Source organism: Cellvibrio japonicus Ueda107 (genome assembly GCF_000019225.1).
Classification (GTDB): Bacteria; Pseudomonadota; Gammaproteobacteria; order Pseudomonadales; family Cellvibrionaceae; genus Cellvibrio; species Cellvibrio japonicus.
The window spans coordinates 4,447,026-4,461,339 of sequence record NC_010995.1 but is presented as its reverse complement, the minus strand read 5'-3'; the positions used below and the strand labels follow the sequence as shown (position 1 = coordinate 4,461,339).

Below are 14,314 nucleotides of genomic sequence, written 5' to 3'. Positions count from 1 at the left end.
CCGGTCGGAAGTAAGATCAGCTATGCCAAAAGTCTGCCTGTAGGTCGGGCGATTCCAGGCGCAACAACAACGCCTTGGCTTCCAGCCCGCCCGCAAAGCCGGTGAGTTTTCCCGACGAGCCGATCACACGGTGGCAGGGGGCGATAATGGAAATAGGGTTTTTGCCATTGGCGGCGCCCACAGCGCGCACCGATTTTTCATTGCCAATCTGTCGCGCAATTTGCAAATAGCTGCGCGTTTCGCCGTAGGGAATGGTGAGCAGTGCGCGCCACACCTGCTGTTGGAATTCGGTGCCGTGAAAATCCAGCGGCAGGTCAAATTGCTGCCGTTTGCCTGCAAAGTATTCCTGCAACTGCTGTTCGACACGGTTGAGCAGTGCATGGTTTTCGGCTTGTGAGCCAAGGTCGATATTGACCCGCGTTTTGTCGTCATCTTCCCAGAGCACCGCAACCAGGCCTTTAGCACTGGCCACCAGTGTCAGCAAGCCAACAGGGGATTCCATAATCCGGTAATGATGCGACATAGAGAATTTCAGGTGTCTTTGCGATCCATAAAGGAATCGAGCAATTTCAACATGGCGGTACGCTGGTTTTGGGTTAGCTTTGGCCAGAGATTACGCAGCGAATTGATTTCTTCGTCGAGGGTGTTGCGCAAGTAGTGGGCCGGCATTTGCTTGACCAGCCGCGGTACAGGATCCGGATCGCAGTCGAGGAAAAACCACGAGATGGGTACGCACAGACTTTGGGCGAGCAGGTACAACTGTGCCGCGCTGAGTTTGTTTTGTCCATTTTCGTAACGGGAAATTTGTTGCTGGGTAGAACCTATGGCATCGGCCAGGGCCACAGCACTGATATCTGCCTGTTGGCGAAGCTTTTTAAGACGCAGACCTATCTGGCGATCCAGGTCTGTAACGGCAGGTTTTGCCATAGCGGGGTCATCCGAATACAGGTGAATCGACTTGATTCACACGGTTGACAGCTATAGTAGATATGGCCTAGTATCTGTTCATCAATATAAATATATTAAAGTGTACAGATAAACACGTTTACTGTGCGTTTATGTGGGGCAATGACTATCTTTATCGGAATTTGCCTTGCGGCGTTGCGCGTGTTTTAGCCTGTGCACGGTCAGGGAGATGTGTGCTACCGATGGATAAGCCCAGTGTTCGGAACCGCGAGCCGTTGAACCATCGCTGGATCAGGTTGTGTGACGATTACGTCAACCTGGAGGCCCAGTGTGCGCTCCTGTGTGATTTGCTCAATACCATGTGCCTGCGCGATACACCCCTGGATCCACCCAGCAGGCGCGGTGTTGAAATTTTTACCGGCCAGCTGAAACACCAGGCTGCGCAGATTAAACGACAGCTTTATCAAATCCGGCTTGAGTAATTTGCCTGTTACAACGATGGGCTGCTTATTCCTGTTGAGTTGTTTATGACTATCTGCCTGGTGTGTTTATTCTTATAAAGTCACATCGTCCGATGTGTGGCTCTTGGGTTGCATCCTCACCGATGCAACCTTTTTTTATGGGCGCGTTTTGTGCGATGGAATTAGTCGAACAGTTGGTCGAGCAGTGTACGCAATTTTTGCAGGTGCTCTTCCATGATGAGCGAATAGTGGATGTGATGCTTGCGCACGATGTTGGTTTCTTCCGCGCTGTATATCAGTGTTTGTAATGCACCGAGCGCTTGTAGTTTGTCCATTTGCAAATAGATTTCATCTTCCAGGACGTAGTTGTTTAAAAATTCCAGATTAAGTTCGGCATTGTCCCCTTTTTTCATGGTGTCCCCCTCGATTTCCGTTGGTGTCATTGCGCTGTATAACCCTGCATTTCCAGTCAACCAACCCGAAGTTTAGCTTCGTTACTGCCGAAGTTCAACTTCAATAAGATACGGCCCTTTCTACCGCAAAGGGTCGCTGACCGTGCAACTTAAAAAGCAGTTTGGCAAACGTGTTCAGCAACTGCGCTTTGCTCGGAAGATGACTCAGGAGCAGTTGGCCGAACGGGTAGGGATAACTATTGAATCTATCAGTAATATCGAGCGCGGAATTTATGGACCAAGTTTTGACACCCTGGAAAAATTAGCGATTGCTTTGCGCGTACCGGTGCAATCCCTGTTTGCGTTTGACGAGCCACTGTAAAATTCGTCTATCGATAAGAAATCTGTCGATAAAAAAGCCGCTGGGGGTGTTTGCCACATTCAGGCGAATAACCGCAGCGGCTTTTTTGATTGCCACGCTCAACCTGCTCAGGGTGGTACACCGCATTAAGCGCAAGCCGCTGATGGATTCGGCCCAGCAGTTTAATGGTGTGGTGCAGCGGCCTGCTGGTCGCGGTATTGGGCTTCCATCAGTGCGATAAAACGCCGGGCCCCCAGCCCCAGGGGCCGCTCGCGCGACCAGACCAGGTCGATCCACAGTTCTTCGCCGTTGGTGAAGTTTTCCATGGGCAGCTCCACCAGCAGCTGGCCGTTGATATAGGGCTGGACGCAGGCGCGCGGCAGCCAGGCCCAGCCCAGCCCGGCGAGCACCAGCTGCACCGCGATTTCCGGGTGGTCCACCCGCCAGTAGTGTTCCGAGCTGACGCAGAAGGGACTGCCCGAGCGCCAGGTGTCATCCTGGCTGCGGCTGCCCACCATGACCTGGCGCAGGGGGCGCAGTTGTGTGTCCTTGAGTTTGCCAGTGACAGAGACGTCCTGCAGCAGCGGGTGCTGGCGCGCAATGACAGCGACCAGGGTTTCGCGCCCGACCTCCTGGAAGCTTTCGCGCCCGTCGGCAGCGGGGCGCTCAAACACCAGCGCCAGTTGGGCGCCACCCTGGTGGAGCAGGCTGAGCGCATCGGTTTGCGGGGCGGTGATAATTTGCACTTCGAGCGAAGGGTATTCCCGCGTCAGCCCCTGCAAGGGCCTGACCCAGGGGGTGGACTGGAGTTCGGGGGCAATCACCAGCGTCAGGCGGGTTTCCAGGCCCTGGCTTAATTCCAGCGCCTGGGTATTCAGTTGCTGCAACTGGCTCATCAGCAGCCGCACCTGGGGCTCCAGGGCACGGGCCTGGGCCGTGGGTTTGGGTTCGCGCCCGCGGCGGTCGAAGAGTTCCAGCGCCAGCTCTGCCTCCAGGTTGGCGATGGCCATGCTGACGGCTGAGGGGACACGCCCCAACCGGCGCGCGGCGGCGGAAAAGGAGCCGGTGTCGAGTACCGCGAGAAATACCGCCAGGGTTTCCGAGTGAAAGGCGCCATTCATATCGTCTCTGCCTGTTTTTCCTCAACCTATCAATTTTCATGATAATAGCTAACTTTTTCTATCAATTAAAACTGTAGAAACTGCCTGCATTCTGGTCAATTCCAATGAGGTAGTTATGCGCAGGGGTGAACGCGTGCAGGGACAACGAACGATGCAAGGCCTAAGGCGCCGTGTGGTCTATGTGGGGCTGTACGAGTTGATAGCAATACTCTTGTCTGCCGTGCTGCTGGCGCTGATGAGCCGCACAGGTGCCTGGGATTCCCTGGGCCTGGCGGTGGCGGCCTCGGCGTTGGCGATTGTGTGGAACCTGGTGTTTAACAGCCTGTTTGAGCGCTGGGAGGCCAGCCGTTCGCAGCGGGGGCGCAGCCTGGGGGTGAGGTTGCTCCATGCCCTGGGGTTTGAGGGCGGTTTGCTGGTCTTTTTAATACCGCTGGTGGCCTGGTGGTACGGCGTGAGTTTTTGGCAGGCGCTGCTGATGGATCTGGGCCTGCTGGTGTTTTTCCTGGTGTACACCTTTGTGTTTAACTGGGTGTTCGATCAGGTGTTTGGCCTGCCGGCCTCGGCCGGCGGCGGCCAGTGTGCGGGCGCTTAACGGGAGCCCGCTAGTTTTCAATTTTCTCCAGCAGTTGCGCCAGTTGGCTGATCTTGGCCAGGGTTTCCTTGACCAGTTTGTCGATCTCGCTGCTGGCGGTTTTGGAGTTGGAGGCGAGGGTGCGCACTTCGTCCGCTACCACCGCAAAGCCCCGCCCCAGCTCTCCGGCACGTGCTGCCTCAATGGCCGCATTGAGTGCGAGCAGGTTGGTCTGCTCGGAAATGCCGTTGATGGTGCCGATGATCTGGATGATGGTGTTGCTGGCGGTGAGCACCTGCTGCATGGCGGCCTGGGTTTGGCTGACCGCGATGCGCCGCTCGGTAATGTCGATCCCGAAGAGTACATATTGGGTAATCTCACCCTTGACGTTGCGCAGTGAGCAGAGGCGCGCATCCAGGGTGAGCGGTTTGCCGTTGCGCTCGATGCTGGCCAGCTTGGCGATATTGCCCTGCTTGGCCAGTTGCTCCTGTTCCTTGCCGCTCAGGCTTTGGAAAATATCGCTGCTGAATTCCTGGGTGGTGCAGATGCCGCTGAGTTTTTGTTCGAGCAGGGCATTGGCGTATTGCACCTGGCCGCGCGGGTTGATGCCCAGCAGCACCAGGGCGCCGCCGATAGCGTCGAGTTTTTTGGTGAAGTCGAGCGCGAGTTGTTTGACCTCGGTGATATTGGCCTGCACCGAGATAAAACTCTTGAGCTGACCGCTGTCGTCGAATACCGGGTTGATCGACAGGGAGACCCAATAGGGCTCGCCGGTTTTGGTGTAATTCAATACTTCGTCAAAAAAAGGCTCCTGGCGTTTGATGTGTTGGCGCATACGCTCAACGGTGCCCGGATCGGTTTCCGGTCCCTGCAGGAAACTGCCCGGCTTCTTGTCCCGTATGTCGTGGAGCAGATAGCCGGTCAGGCGTTCGAAGCCGTTGTTGACGTAGCGGATCAATCCGTCCGGCCCGGTGATGATGACGGCGTTGTTGGTTTCGTTGGCGACCAGTGAAAGCATTTCCCGCTCTTCGCGCCGGATGACTTCCTCGGTCACATCCTTGACGAAGGCGGTGTAGAGGGTTTTGTCACTCAGGCGCACTTTGGAGAGCGAGAGCTGGCCCCAGACAATGCGACCATCGGCGCGCTCAATCTTAATCTCGCGACTGGTGCCGACGATTTTGTCCTTGCCGGTAACGCGGTTGGTATTGATGTAATCGTCGTGCTGCGCCTGGATGGCTTTGGGTACCAGCATCTTAACGTTCTGGCCCATGACCTGGGCGCGGCTGTAGCCCCAGAGTTTTTCGGCGGCGCGATTATAAAATGTCACCCGATTGTGCTCATCGATACACACCACGGCATCCAGCGCCTGTTCGAGGGTTTGCTCGATCATCTGTTTGCTTTCGATTTCAACACTCAGGTCGCTGATGAATGCGGTGTAGTGTTTCTTGTTGCCAACCATGACCTGCGATAGCGCCAGCTTGACCCAGACTTTGCTGCCGTCCTTGCGCTGCAATTGCACATCGCGCGAGCTGCCGACAATCTTGTCCTGGCTGGTCTGGCGGTGGTGGTTGACATAGCCGTCGTGGGCGGCACGCAGTTCGGTGGGAATCAACATGGCGACATTTTTACCCAGCACTTCGTCGCGCGTATAACCCCATAGTCGCTCGGCGGCGCGGTTGAAAAAAGTGATCTGGTTATGAGTGTCAATAGTGACAACGGCGATGATGGTTTGCTCGAGTGCCTGTTGCTCGCTGGTATGAGTACCTATGCCGAACATGGATGTCCCTCCTGGATACAGACCTGTGTGGCAGGGTGTGCCGTACTGCTATTCACAACAGCGCTGTGATAAACGGCGCACAGTGCCTTTAACTCTAGCCAACCCTGTGCTGTTCGGTAGGTTTCCGGTATAAAAAAACGGGTTTTGCGCCCCAAAATAGGTTGTTAATTACCGGCGTTGTAGTCTGAAGTGCCACTCTGACGATGGCCCGGGCGCGATCACTATCCGCTTGGTGCTGGCGGTGGTGAATGGCCGCTGTTGCGCCCAGGGTTGTGCAAATCTGATACGGTTTTTTTTCATTTAACTGAATCTGTTTTCAGTACAGATTCGCGTGCATAGTGACCTCATCAACAAGTGCTGTCCTTGTGGATGAGGTTCAACCATGCGCGATTCACACGCCCCTGCCCTGATTCCTGCCAGGCAACTGCCGGTAAAAAGCTCCGTCGGCGGCGGCAAGATCTTTACCCGCCAGTTTACCGGTCGCTTTCGCAACCTGCGTATACTGCTGGCCGGCTGCCTGGCACTGTTATTTTTTAGCACCTCCTGGGTTCAGTGGAACGGCCACCAGGCGGTGCTCTGGGATTTGGAAACGCGCCAGTTCCATGTGTTTGGCACAACCTTCTGGCCACAGGACTTTATCCTCTTGTCCTTTGTGATGGTGATTGCCGCACTCCTGCTGTTTGCCGTCACCATCCTGCTGGGGCGTGTCTGGTGCGGTTACGCCTGTCCGCAAAGTACCTGGACCTGGGCGTTTATGTGGGTGGAAAGCCTGATTGAGGGCGACCGCAACCAGCGCATCAAATTGCAGGCCTCGCCCATGGATCTTGCCAAGGGGTTGAAACGTACCAGTAAGCACGCCCTCTGGCTGTTGATGAGCATTGCCACCGGTATCGCCTTTGTCGGCTACTTTGTGCCGGTGCGCGAACTGGTACAGGCGCTGCTCAGCCTGCAATGGTTTTCAACCAGCGCTGCCTGGGTGGGGATCATCGCCGCACTGACCTACCTGAATGCGGGCCTGGTGCGCGAAAAAGTGTGCCTGCACATGTGTCCCTATGCGCGTTTCCAAAGTGTGATGTTTGATCGCGATACCCTGGTGGTTGCCTATAATGCGGCGCGCGGTGATACGCGCGGTTCGCGCAAGAAAGGCGATGACCCCCAAGCCCTGGGGCTGGGCGACTGTGTCGATTGTTATCTGTGTGTGCAGGTGTGCCCGACCGGTATCGATATTCGCGACGGCCTGCAAATGGATTGCATCGGCTGCGCTGCCTGTGTCGATGCCTGCGATGAAGTGATGGACAAAATGGGCTATGCACGCGGGTTGGTTGGTTATATGTCCGAGGCGATGTTTGCCGGTGAACAAACGCGCTGGCGGCGCCCGCGCCTGCTGGGTTACCTGGCGCTGTTGCTGGTGTTAGTGGGCGGTCTGCTGTGGGCGCTCAACAATCGCCACCTGGTGGATATGAGCGTGGTCAAGGATCGCAGCGTGCTTTATCGCTATACCAGCGAAGGTGAAGTGATGAATGTCTATCGCCTGAAAATTACCAACAAAACCCAGCTGCCCGTGCGCTATCACTTGCAGCTGGATAGCCGGGACAGGCTGCGCCTGGTGAAGCATCGGGATATAGTGCTCAGTGCGGGCGACAGTGATGAATTCCCGGTGCAGGTGGTGATGCCCGTATTAGCGCCGCGCGCTGCGGCCATGTTGAGTTTTGATTTTGTCCTGGTGGATAGTAATGATCCGCAGCGCACGACGCGCGAGGCTGCCCATTTCCTCTATCCGGCCAACTAAGGGTTTGGCATTACATGAAGCGCTACGAACAATTTGCCGCTGAAATCGCCGAATTAATTCGTAGCGGTGTGCTTGCCCCCAATGAAAAAGTCCCCTCGGTGCGCACCGCCAGCCGTACCTACCAGTTGAGTCCGTCCACTGTATTCCAGGCGTATTATTTGCTGGAGAGCCGCGGCCTGATCCAGGCGCGGCCGCGCTCGGGTTATTTTGTCTGCGCCCAGGCAAACCGCGCCCTCGCCGAACCGGGTATGAGTGCGCGCACCGCCGAGAGCACGCCGGTGGATGTGAGCGAGCTGGTGTTTTCGGTGCTGGGCTCCATTAAAGATCCCGATACGGTGCCGCTCGGCTCTGCCTTTCCCAGTCCCGATTTATTTCCACTGGCGCGCCTGGCGCGCTCCATGGGCAAAAGCCTGCAACAATTACCGGCCAAAACCATCCTGGCCGACATTACCACGGGCAATGCACAATTGCGCCGCCAGATTGCACTGCGCTATCGGGTGAATGGCGTTATGCACTCGCCGGATGAATTGGTGATTACCAATGGCGCCCTTGAAGCCTTGAACCTGTGTATGCAGGTGGTCACCAAACCGGGCGACCTGGTTGCCATCGAAACCCCCACCTTTTACGCCGCGCTGCAAATTCTGGAGCGCTTGCAATTAACGGCGGTGGAAATTCCCGTGCACCCGCGCGATGGCATTCATGTGCAGGCACTGGAAGACAGTTTGCAGCGCTTGCCGATCAAAGCCTGCTGGTTGATGAGCAGTTTTCACAATCCGCTCGGTGCATCCATAAGCGATGAAAAAAAACAGCAGTTGTACGAGTTGCTCTACCGCTACCAAGTGCCGCTGATTGAAGACGATGTCTATGCCGAGCTGTATTTCGGCAAGACGCCGCCGAAACCGGTTAAGCACTTTGACCGCGCCGGGCTGGTCATGCACTGCAGCTCTTTTTCCAAACAACTGGCACCGGGGTATCGCATTGGCTGGGTATCGGCGGGTCGCTATGCTGAGCAGATCCACCGGCTGAAACTAATGACCACGATTTCGCCCTCGGTGCCTGCGCAGTGTGCCCTCGCCGATTATTTGCAGCAGGGCGGCTATGATCGCCACCTGCGCAAATTGCGCGAGACGTTGGAGTACCAGCAACAAATCATGCTCGCGGCCATCGCCCGCTATTTTCCCGCCAACACCCGCGTGACCCGCCCCCATGGCGGTTATTTTTTGTGGGTGGAACTACCGGAGCAGGTAGATAGCTTGCAGTTGTTTTCCATGGCCTTGGCACAGGGCATCAGTATTGCGCCGGGGCCGATCTTTTCAGCCACACGCCGCTACCGCCACTGCATTCGCCTTAACTATGGCTATCCCTGGAGTGATGCGATGGAGGGGGTGATGGCAACTCTGGGCAAGTTGATCTCCAGCCTCCTGTAACGCCCGGGCGATTATTCAAAGCTTGTGCCAGCCAGCAATCAACGGCGGCACCTGCTGTCATAGCCCGCAAGTAGAGAAGGCGCTTATCGCGCTTCCCGTGTATGCCAAATGCGCAGCAGGTAAATAGTGTTATTGCCTATTTCGTAACGTATTTCATAGGTGCCAATTAACAGGCGGCGGACTTCGCGCGGTAGAAACTCATCCAGCTTTTCACCAATCCGCGGATTGGCAAGCAGCTTGTTTGGTGCCTGGGTGAGCTGTTGAACCAGGCGTGCCGCCACTGCTTGATTGACCGGGGCGAGGAAATCATAAAGCCGCGCCAAATCCATCAGCGCCTTGGTTGTCCATTCAATTTTCATTATTCAGTGACCGGCATTATTCAGGTATCGGTAGCGGCTTATCCGTACTTAAGCTTTCCGCCCAGGCAGTGACAGATAAGTGATCAATGACCCGCCCCTGGTCAACATCATCGAGCGCTTCACGGGTCAGGCGGTTGCGCTCCTCTTCCTGGTCAATCCAGGTCGCTAGTGCCTGTTTGATGATCCACCCGCGCGAGCGTTCAAGGCGCGCCGCCAGCACATCAATTTTCTCGGCCATGGGTAGCGGGATATGGGCGGTTATCACTTTAGTATCAGCAGTAGCCATATAAATTCCTAATCACTGTGATTAATAAATAATCATAGTGATTGATTCAACCAAAAAAATCCAGTTGTCCCTTGTCGCTGGGACGCGGCTTTTCAACCTGGGTGGGGATGTGGCGCGGTTTGCGGAACCGGTGGCAGTCCAATTCACCGGCACGGTTGCCGCTTTTGTCGAGCCCGTAGCGCTTGAGCGCCTTGGCGAAGCGCTGGCGGATAAGGTCGGCCCAGAGTCCTTCGCCGCGCATACGGCTGCCGAAGCTGGCCTGGTAATCCTTGCCGCCGCGCATGTCGCGGATGCGGTTCATCACCCGCTGGGCGCGCTCAGGAAAATGGGTTTGCAGCCATTCCTGGAACAGTGGGTTTACCTCCCAGGGCAGGCGCAGGACGGTATAGCCTGCGGCAGTGGCGCCGGCACTGGCGGCGGCCTGCAAGACGTTTTCAAGCTCCTGTTCGGTGATAAAGGGAATCACCGGCGCCACGCTCACCAGCACCGGAATACCGGCCCTGGCAAGTTTTTCCATCGCCTGCAGGCGGCGGGTCGGCGAGGCGGCGCGCGGTTCCAGGGTGCGCGCTACCTGGTGGTTGAGGGTGGTAATGGTGAGTGCGGCGGCGACCAGGTTGTTGCGCGCCATATCCTGCAGCAGGTCGATATCCCGTTCAATCAGGGCCGACTTGGTAATCACCCCCACCGGGTGTTCACACTCGTGCAGGACTTCCAGACAGCGACGGGTAAGGCGCAGCTCGCGCTCGCAGGGCTGGTAGGCATCGGTATTGATGCCGAGCGCGATGGGGCTGACCTGGTAATGGTGGACAGCCAGCGCCTGGCGCAGCAGCTCGGGTGCATTGAGTTTGGCGTAGAGCCGGGTTTCAAAGTCCAGCCCCGGCGATAGCCCCAGGTAGGCGTGGGTGGGACGCGCAAAACAGTAGACGCAACCGTGTTCACAGCCGCGGTAAGGGTTGAGCGATACGCTAAACGGCAGGTCGGGCGACTGGTTGCGACTGAGGATGGTTTTGGCGTATTCGGGGGTGACGGAAGTGCGCAGTTCGGGGCTGATGTCGCTATCCTCGGGCAATCGCTGCCAGCCATCGTCCACCGTTTCAATCACTTGTGTCTCAAAGCGCCCGGCCAGGTTGCTCACCGCCCCGCGCCCTTTGGTGGCTTGGGGTTTGGCGGCAATCCAGGGATCCGGGTTGTCGAGCGGGATGTCGTCGCAGGCCATGGGGCGGCACCAATCTGTATGCATATACAGTATTGTCGGGTCGGGATCGTTTTTTGGCAAGCCTGGCGCTATCACAAACTTGTCATCTTCGGCACCTAAACTCGCGTCTCCAACTTTTTTAGGGAACACGTGCGATGAAGCCTGCCTATTACTTTTTGCCCCTGGCGATGGCCGGGTTGTTGAGCGCCTGTGGTGGCGACAGCGATAAGAAATCCAATTCCTCCAGTTCTGCGTCGAGCCTGTCCAGTGCGGTGTCGAGCCTTAGCAGCACGGTTTCTGTGTCATCTTCCCCATTATCCAGTTCGAGTATTTCCAGCAGCTTGAGCAGTTCCAGCAGTGAGAGCAGCTTGAGCCTGTCGAGCAGTTCGGTATCGAGCAGCATTTCCAGTGAATCCAGTAGCGAATCCAGCAGCAGTTCGAGTGAGGCACCTGCCTGGACCAGCATTTCGCTGGAATACATCGGCCGCTACAGCAGCGGTGAGTTTGGTGTCAGTGCTGCCGAGATCCCGGCGTTTGACCCGGTGAGCAAGCGCGGTTTTATCGTCAACGCCCAGGCCGGTGCGGTGGATGTGTTGGATATGACCGATCCTGCCAATCCCACCAAGGCCGGCACCCTGGATGCCACCCATATTAGCGAGGGTGTGGTAGTGAACAGTGTCGCCGTACACGGTGACCTGGTGGCCCTGGCGGTTGAAGCGGCAACCAAAACCGATAATGGCTATGTTGCCCTCTATAAAGCCAGCGACCTGAGTCCTATTGGCCATGTCGGTGTGGGTGCCCAGCCGGATATGCTGACCTTTACCCCGGATGGCAAGTACATACTGACCGCCAACGAAGGTGAGCCGAACGATGATTACAGCATTGATCCCGAGGGCTCCATCAGCATTGTCGATGTCACCGATCAGGAAAACCTGAGTGTTGCCACGGCCAACTTCCAGGCCTTTAATGGCCAGGAAGCGCAACTGCGCGCCAGCGGTGTGCGTATCTACGGTCCGGGTGCCAACGCCGCCAAAGACCTAGAGCCGGAATATATTGCTGTGTCTGCCGATAGCGCGACAGCCTGGGTTACCTTGCAGGAGAACAATGCCCTGGCCAAGGTGGATATCACTACCGCCACCGTGACCGATATCCTGCCGCTGGGCTTCAAAGACCATGGTGTGGAAGGCAATGGCCTGGATGTGACCGACACCGATGGCAAGAGTGAGATTAAAACCTGGTCCGGTTTGCGCGGCCTGTACCTGCCCGATTCCATCGCGGCCTATGAGGCGAATGGCAATACCTACCTGGTTACCGCCAATGAGGGCGATGCGCGCGCCTGGGGTGAGGGTGACGATGCCTATTGGGCCGGTGATGCGAGCAAGGGCTTTGTCGAAGAGTTCCGCGTAAAGCACCTGGTACACAAAAGCGGTTTTGATCGCCGCCTGACCGAAGGCGATCTGCCCCCCCAATTGCGCCAACTGGCGGCCGGTGCCCTGCTCAACCCCGAGGTGTTTGGCTACTGTGGCGCTGTGGCGGGTGATCCCAAAGCCTGCCGCGACGATAACCTGTTGGGTCGTTTAACCGTTACCTGGACCCTGGGTTATCGCACTGACGAATCAGGTGCGCCGGTAATGTTCAATACCAGTGGGGTAGAAGACCCTAACGGCGACCGCTTGATGTATGACGCCCTCTACAGTTTTGGCGCTCGCTCCATCTCCATCTGGAATGCCGATGGTGAACAAGTCTGGGATTCGGGTGATGCCTTTGAACAATTCCTCGCCAGCGACGACTGCAAACTGGGGGCAGCGCGCACTATGGATTGCAAAACCTACTTCAACAGCAACCACGAGGAAGGCAGCACCTTCGATAACCGCAGCGATAACAAGGGCCCCGAGCCGGAAGGCCTGACCATCGGCCAGGTACACGGCAAGACCTATGTGTTTGTCGGTCTGGAGCGTATGGGCGGTGTCCTGGTGTACGACATCAGCAACCCCGATGCCCCTGTCTATGTGGACTACCTGAACACCCGCGAGGACTGGACCACGGCTGACCCCAGCAGTGTACTCAGCGCCGTTGGCGACCTGGGGCCGGAAGGCCTGGCCTTTATCAGTGCCGATAAGTCCCCTACGGGTGAGCCCTTGCTGATGGTGGGCAATGAGGTGAGCGGCACTACCAGTATCTATCGTATCCAGGGTGTACTGGCTGACTAAGGCCAGCGATTATCCTGATAAAAAGGGCTGCCCAGGCAGCCTTTTTTTATGGTCGCCTGTTAAGGAACCAGTTTGTCCAGTTTGCGCAAACTGGTGCGCTTATCGCTCCCGACTGGTTAATCCTGAACCTGTGGTTAAACGCTGTACCACATCCCGGCGCCAACGAGCGCTTCATAATGCGTCTAATAACAATAAAGGTAATCGGTATGTCTACGATAAAGAGCTTTGCGTGTGTGTTTGTCAGTATCCTGTTTGGCGTGACCCTGGCGGCCAGTGTTAGTGCCAAGCCCTATAAAGGCGGTGAAATCTACTCCAAGCAAACCTACCACTATGGCCGCTACGAAATGCGTATGCAGGTGGCCAAGGGCAGCGGTGTGCTTTCGACCTTTTTTACCTACAAAAACGGGTCGGAGCAGCCGGGTGTTTTTTGGGAGGAGATAGATATAGAAATCTTCGGTAAGAACAATGCCACCCAGTGGCAGAGCAATGTGATTATCGGCACCAACCGCCCCACCACCAAAACCGAAGGCCACCACACCATGCCCTACTCCCTGGGCGACGGCTACCACACCTATGTGCTGGAGTGGACGCCCAACTACATCGCCTGGTTTGTGGATGGTGTGGAATATCGCCGTATTAACGGCGGCCAGTTTGTCACCGGCCTGACCAGTGCCCAGGATATGCGCTTTAACCTCTGGGCGGCCAATATCGTCGAATGGGTCGGCGCCTGGGACGACAGCATCCTGCCGGTCTACCAGTTTGTGAATTACATTGAATACAAACCCTGGATCGCCGCCACTAACAGCTTTGGCACCGGCTGGCGCGATGACTTTAACAGCTTCGATACCAATCGCTGGGGCAAGGCCGATTGGACCTTCGGCGAAAACCGGGCGGATTTTGATCCCAATAACGTGGTGGTCAAGAACGGCACCCTGGTATTGGCGCTGACCCGCGAGGGCCAGACCGGCTATAGCGGTACGCCACCGGTGGATAACGGCAGCAGTCCGGCACCCAGCGTGTTTATCGAAGCGGAAAGCTTTAACGAAGTGGGTGGCGATGTCACCGTGGCCAATGGTGTGGTGGGCTATATCGATGCGGGCGAGTGGTTCAAGTACTGGAATGTGAATATCCCCCAGACGGGCACTTATCGCGTCGAGTACAAGGTCGCCTCTGCCATCAACACAGCCCAGTTCACCCTGGACAGGAATGGTGTCGGCCTGGGTACCATCAGCGTTCCCAATACCGGTGATTGGGGTACCTACTGGGTGATCTACCACGATATTTATTTTGCGGCGGGTGCCCAGAATCTGGCCATCTACGCCAATAGTGGCGGCTTTAACATCGACTGGCTCAAACTGACCAGGATTTATTAAGCAGTACCTGTTTCTCCTGGGGTGTTATTCCTCACGGGTGCGAGCAGGATGCTCCGCCCTTTTTTATTGATAAGGCTGGCTGTTGA

The 14,314-nt window shown here is 56.5% G+C and carries 15 protein-coding genes; 7 read left to right on the top strand and 8 right to left on the bottom strand.

What is annotated here, in order from left to right:
- Positions 1 to 16: 16 nt before the first annotated feature.
- Together CJA_RS17930 and CJA_RS18875 are read right to left on the bottom strand one after the other, a co-directional pair.
- The gene (locus CJA_RS17930) at positions 17 to 523 is read right to left on the bottom strand and encodes a methylated-DNA--[protein]-cysteine S-methyltransferase (protein ID WP_012489293.1); all 507 of its coding nucleotides are present in this window, start codon (positions 521 to 523) and stop codon (positions 17 to 19) included.
- 8 nt (positions 524 to 531) lie between these two features.
- Positions 532 to 927, bottom strand: coding sequence for a helix-turn-helix domain-containing protein (locus CJA_RS18875; protein ID WP_012489292.1), 396 nt, complete (start codon positions 925 to 927; stop codon positions 532 to 534).
- Positions 928 to 1,148: 221 nt separating this feature from the next.
- Between CJA_RS18875 and CJA_RS17920 the strand changes: the two genes are divergently transcribed.
- Complete coding sequence (locus CJA_RS17920; protein WP_041551801.1) at positions 1,149 to 1,388, top strand: hypothetical protein; 240 nt, start codon at positions 1,149 to 1,151, stop codon at positions 1,386 to 1,388.
- Positions 1,389 to 1,549: 161 nt separating this feature from the next.
- Here CJA_RS17920 and CJA_RS17915 read toward each other — a convergent pair whose 3' ends face one another.
- A complete protein-coding gene (locus CJA_RS17915) occupies positions 1,550 to 1,780 on the bottom strand; it encodes a hypothetical protein (RefSeq protein ID WP_041551799.1) in 231 nt (76 codons plus the stop codon).
- A 142-nt stretch (positions 1,781 to 1,922) separates the two neighbouring features.
- Between CJA_RS17915 and CJA_RS17910 the strand changes: the two genes are divergently transcribed.
- Positions 1,923 to 2,141 carry a helix-turn-helix domain-containing protein gene (locus CJA_RS17910; protein ID WP_012489289.1) on the top strand — a complete coding sequence of 73 codons (219 nt, stop codon included), beginning with the start codon at positions 1,923 to 1,925 and terminating at the stop codon, positions 2,139 to 2,141.
- A gap of 161 nt (positions 2,142 to 2,302) precedes the next feature.
- Here CJA_RS17910 and CJA_RS17905 read toward each other — a convergent pair whose 3' ends face one another.
- Positions 2,303 to 3,241: a LysR family transcriptional regulator gene (locus tag CJA_RS17905; RefSeq protein WP_012489288.1), complete on the bottom strand. Its 939-nt coding sequence runs from the start codon at positions 3,239 to 3,241 to the stop codon at positions 2,303 to 2,305.
- Between the two features lie 151 nt (positions 3,242 to 3,392).
- On the opposite strand from CJA_RS17905, the gene CJA_RS17900 reads away from it, so the two are divergent.
- On the top strand, positions 3,393 to 3,833 hold the full coding sequence (locus CJA_RS17900; protein ID WP_012489287.1) for a PACE efflux transporter: 441 nt from the start codon (positions 3,393 to 3,395) through the stop codon (positions 3,831 to 3,833).
- Between the two features lie 10 nt (positions 3,834 to 3,843).
- Here CJA_RS17900 and CJA_RS19915 read toward each other — a convergent pair whose 3' ends face one another.
- Complete coding sequence (locus CJA_RS19915; protein WP_012489286.1) at positions 3,844 to 5,589, bottom strand: PAS domain S-box protein; 1,746 nt, start codon at positions 5,587 to 5,589, stop codon at positions 3,844 to 3,846.
- Between the two features lie 382 nt (positions 5,590 to 5,971).
- Between CJA_RS19915 and ccoG the strand changes: the two genes are divergently transcribed.
- Entirely contained in the window at positions 5,972 to 7,378 is a 1,407-nt protein-coding gene (gene ccoG / locus CJA_RS17890; protein ID WP_012489284.1) for a cytochrome c oxidase accessory protein CcoG, read from the top strand.
- A gap of 14 nt (positions 7,379 to 7,392) precedes the next feature.
- Positions 7,393 to 8,805 (top strand): GntR family transcriptional regulator MpaR, encoded by a 1,413-nt coding sequence (gene mapR, locus CJA_RS17885; RefSeq protein ID WP_012489283.1) that lies wholly within the window; start codon positions 7,393 to 7,395, stop codon positions 8,803 to 8,805.
- Positions 8,806 to 8,888: 83 nt separating this feature from the next.
- Here mapR and CJA_RS17880 read toward each other — a convergent pair whose 3' ends face one another.
- Genes CJA_RS17880 through CJA_RS17870 form a run of 3 tightly spaced genes read right to left on the bottom strand, consistent with a single transcriptional unit; the run spans position 8,889 to position 10,666 of the window.
- Positions 8,889 to 9,164, bottom strand: a complete 276-nt coding sequence (locus tag CJA_RS17880) for a type II toxin-antitoxin system RelE/ParE family toxin (protein WP_012489282.1) — start codon at positions 9,162 to 9,164, stop codon at positions 8,889 to 8,891.
- A gap of 16 nt (positions 9,165 to 9,180) precedes the next feature.
- Positions 9,181 to 9,450 carry a CopG family ribbon-helix-helix protein gene (locus CJA_RS17875; protein WP_012489281.1) on the bottom strand — a complete coding sequence of 90 codons (270 nt, stop codon included), beginning with the start codon at positions 9,448 to 9,450 and terminating at the stop codon, positions 9,181 to 9,183.
- Between the two features lie 46 nt (positions 9,451 to 9,496).
- Positions 9,497 to 10,666, bottom strand: coding sequence for a PA0069 family radical SAM protein (locus CJA_RS17870; protein ID WP_041552693.1), 1,170 nt, complete (start codon positions 10,664 to 10,666; stop codon positions 9,497 to 9,499).
- A gap of 134 nt (positions 10,667 to 10,800) precedes the next feature.
- Between CJA_RS17870 and CJA_RS17865 the strand changes: the two genes are divergently transcribed.
- Together CJA_RS17865 and CJA_RS17860 are read left to right on the top strand one after the other, a co-directional pair.
- Positions 10,801 to 12,855 carry a choice-of-anchor I family protein gene (locus CJA_RS17865; RefSeq protein ID WP_012489279.1) on the top strand — a complete coding sequence of 685 codons (2,055 nt, stop codon included), beginning with the start codon at positions 10,801 to 10,803 and terminating at the stop codon, positions 12,853 to 12,855.
- A 206-nt stretch (positions 12,856 to 13,061) separates the two neighbouring features.
- Positions 13,062 to 14,228 (top strand): family 16 glycosylhydrolase, encoded by a 1,167-nt coding sequence (locus CJA_RS17860; protein WP_148208932.1) that lies wholly within the window; start codon positions 13,062 to 13,064, stop codon positions 14,226 to 14,228.
- Positions 14,229 to 14,314 lie beyond the last annotated feature (86 nt).

Coding starts and splice junctions, on each gene's coding strand:
- CJA_RS17905 (WP_012489288.1), bottom strand. CDS start 3,241: ATGAATGGCGCCTTTCACTCGGAAACCCTGGCGGTATTTCTCGCGGTA.
- CJA_RS17930 (WP_012489293.1), bottom strand. CDS start 523: ATGTCGCATCATTACCGGATTATGGAATCCCCTGTTGGCTTGCTGACA.
- CJA_RS19915 (WP_012489286.1), bottom strand. CDS start 5,589: ATGTTCGGCATAGGTACTCATACCAGCGAGCAACAGGCACTCGAGCAA.
- CJA_RS17875 (WP_012489281.1), bottom strand. CDS start 9,450: ATGGCTACTGCTGATACTAAAGTGATAACCGCCCATATCCCGCTACCC.
- CJA_RS17870 (WP_041552693.1), bottom strand. CDS start 10,666: ATGGCCTGCGACGACATCCCGCTCGACAACCCGGATCCCTGGATTGCC.
- mapR (WP_012489283.1), top strand. CDS start 7,393: ATGAAGCGCTACGAACAATTTGCCGCTGAAATCGCCGAATTAATTCGT.
- CJA_RS17860 (WP_148208932.1), top strand. CDS start 13,062: ATGTCTACGATAAAGAGCTTTGCGTGTGTGTTTGTCAGTATCCTGTTT.
- CJA_RS17865 (WP_012489279.1), top strand. CDS start 10,801: ATGAAGCCTGCCTATTACTTTTTGCCCCTGGCGATGGCCGGGTTGTTG.
- CJA_RS17915 (WP_041551799.1), bottom strand. CDS start 1,780: ATGAAAAAAGGGGACAATGCCGAACTTAATCTGGAATTTTTAAACAAC.
- CJA_RS18875 (WP_012489292.1), bottom strand. CDS start 927: ATGGCAAAACCTGCCGTTACAGACCTGGATCGCCAGATAGGTCTGCGT.
- CJA_RS17920 (WP_041551801.1), top strand. CDS start 1,149: ATGGATAAGCCCAGTGTTCGGAACCGCGAGCCGTTGAACCATCGCTGG.
- ccoG (WP_012489284.1), top strand. CDS start 5,972: ATGCGCGATTCACACGCCCCTGCCCTGATTCCTGCCAGGCAACTGCCG.
- CJA_RS17880 (WP_012489282.1), bottom strand. CDS start 9,164: ATGAAAATTGAATGGACAACCAAGGCGCTGATGGATTTGGCGCGGCTT.
- CJA_RS17900 (WP_012489287.1), top strand. CDS start 3,393: ATGCAAGGCCTAAGGCGCCGTGTGGTCTATGTGGGGCTGTACGAGTTG.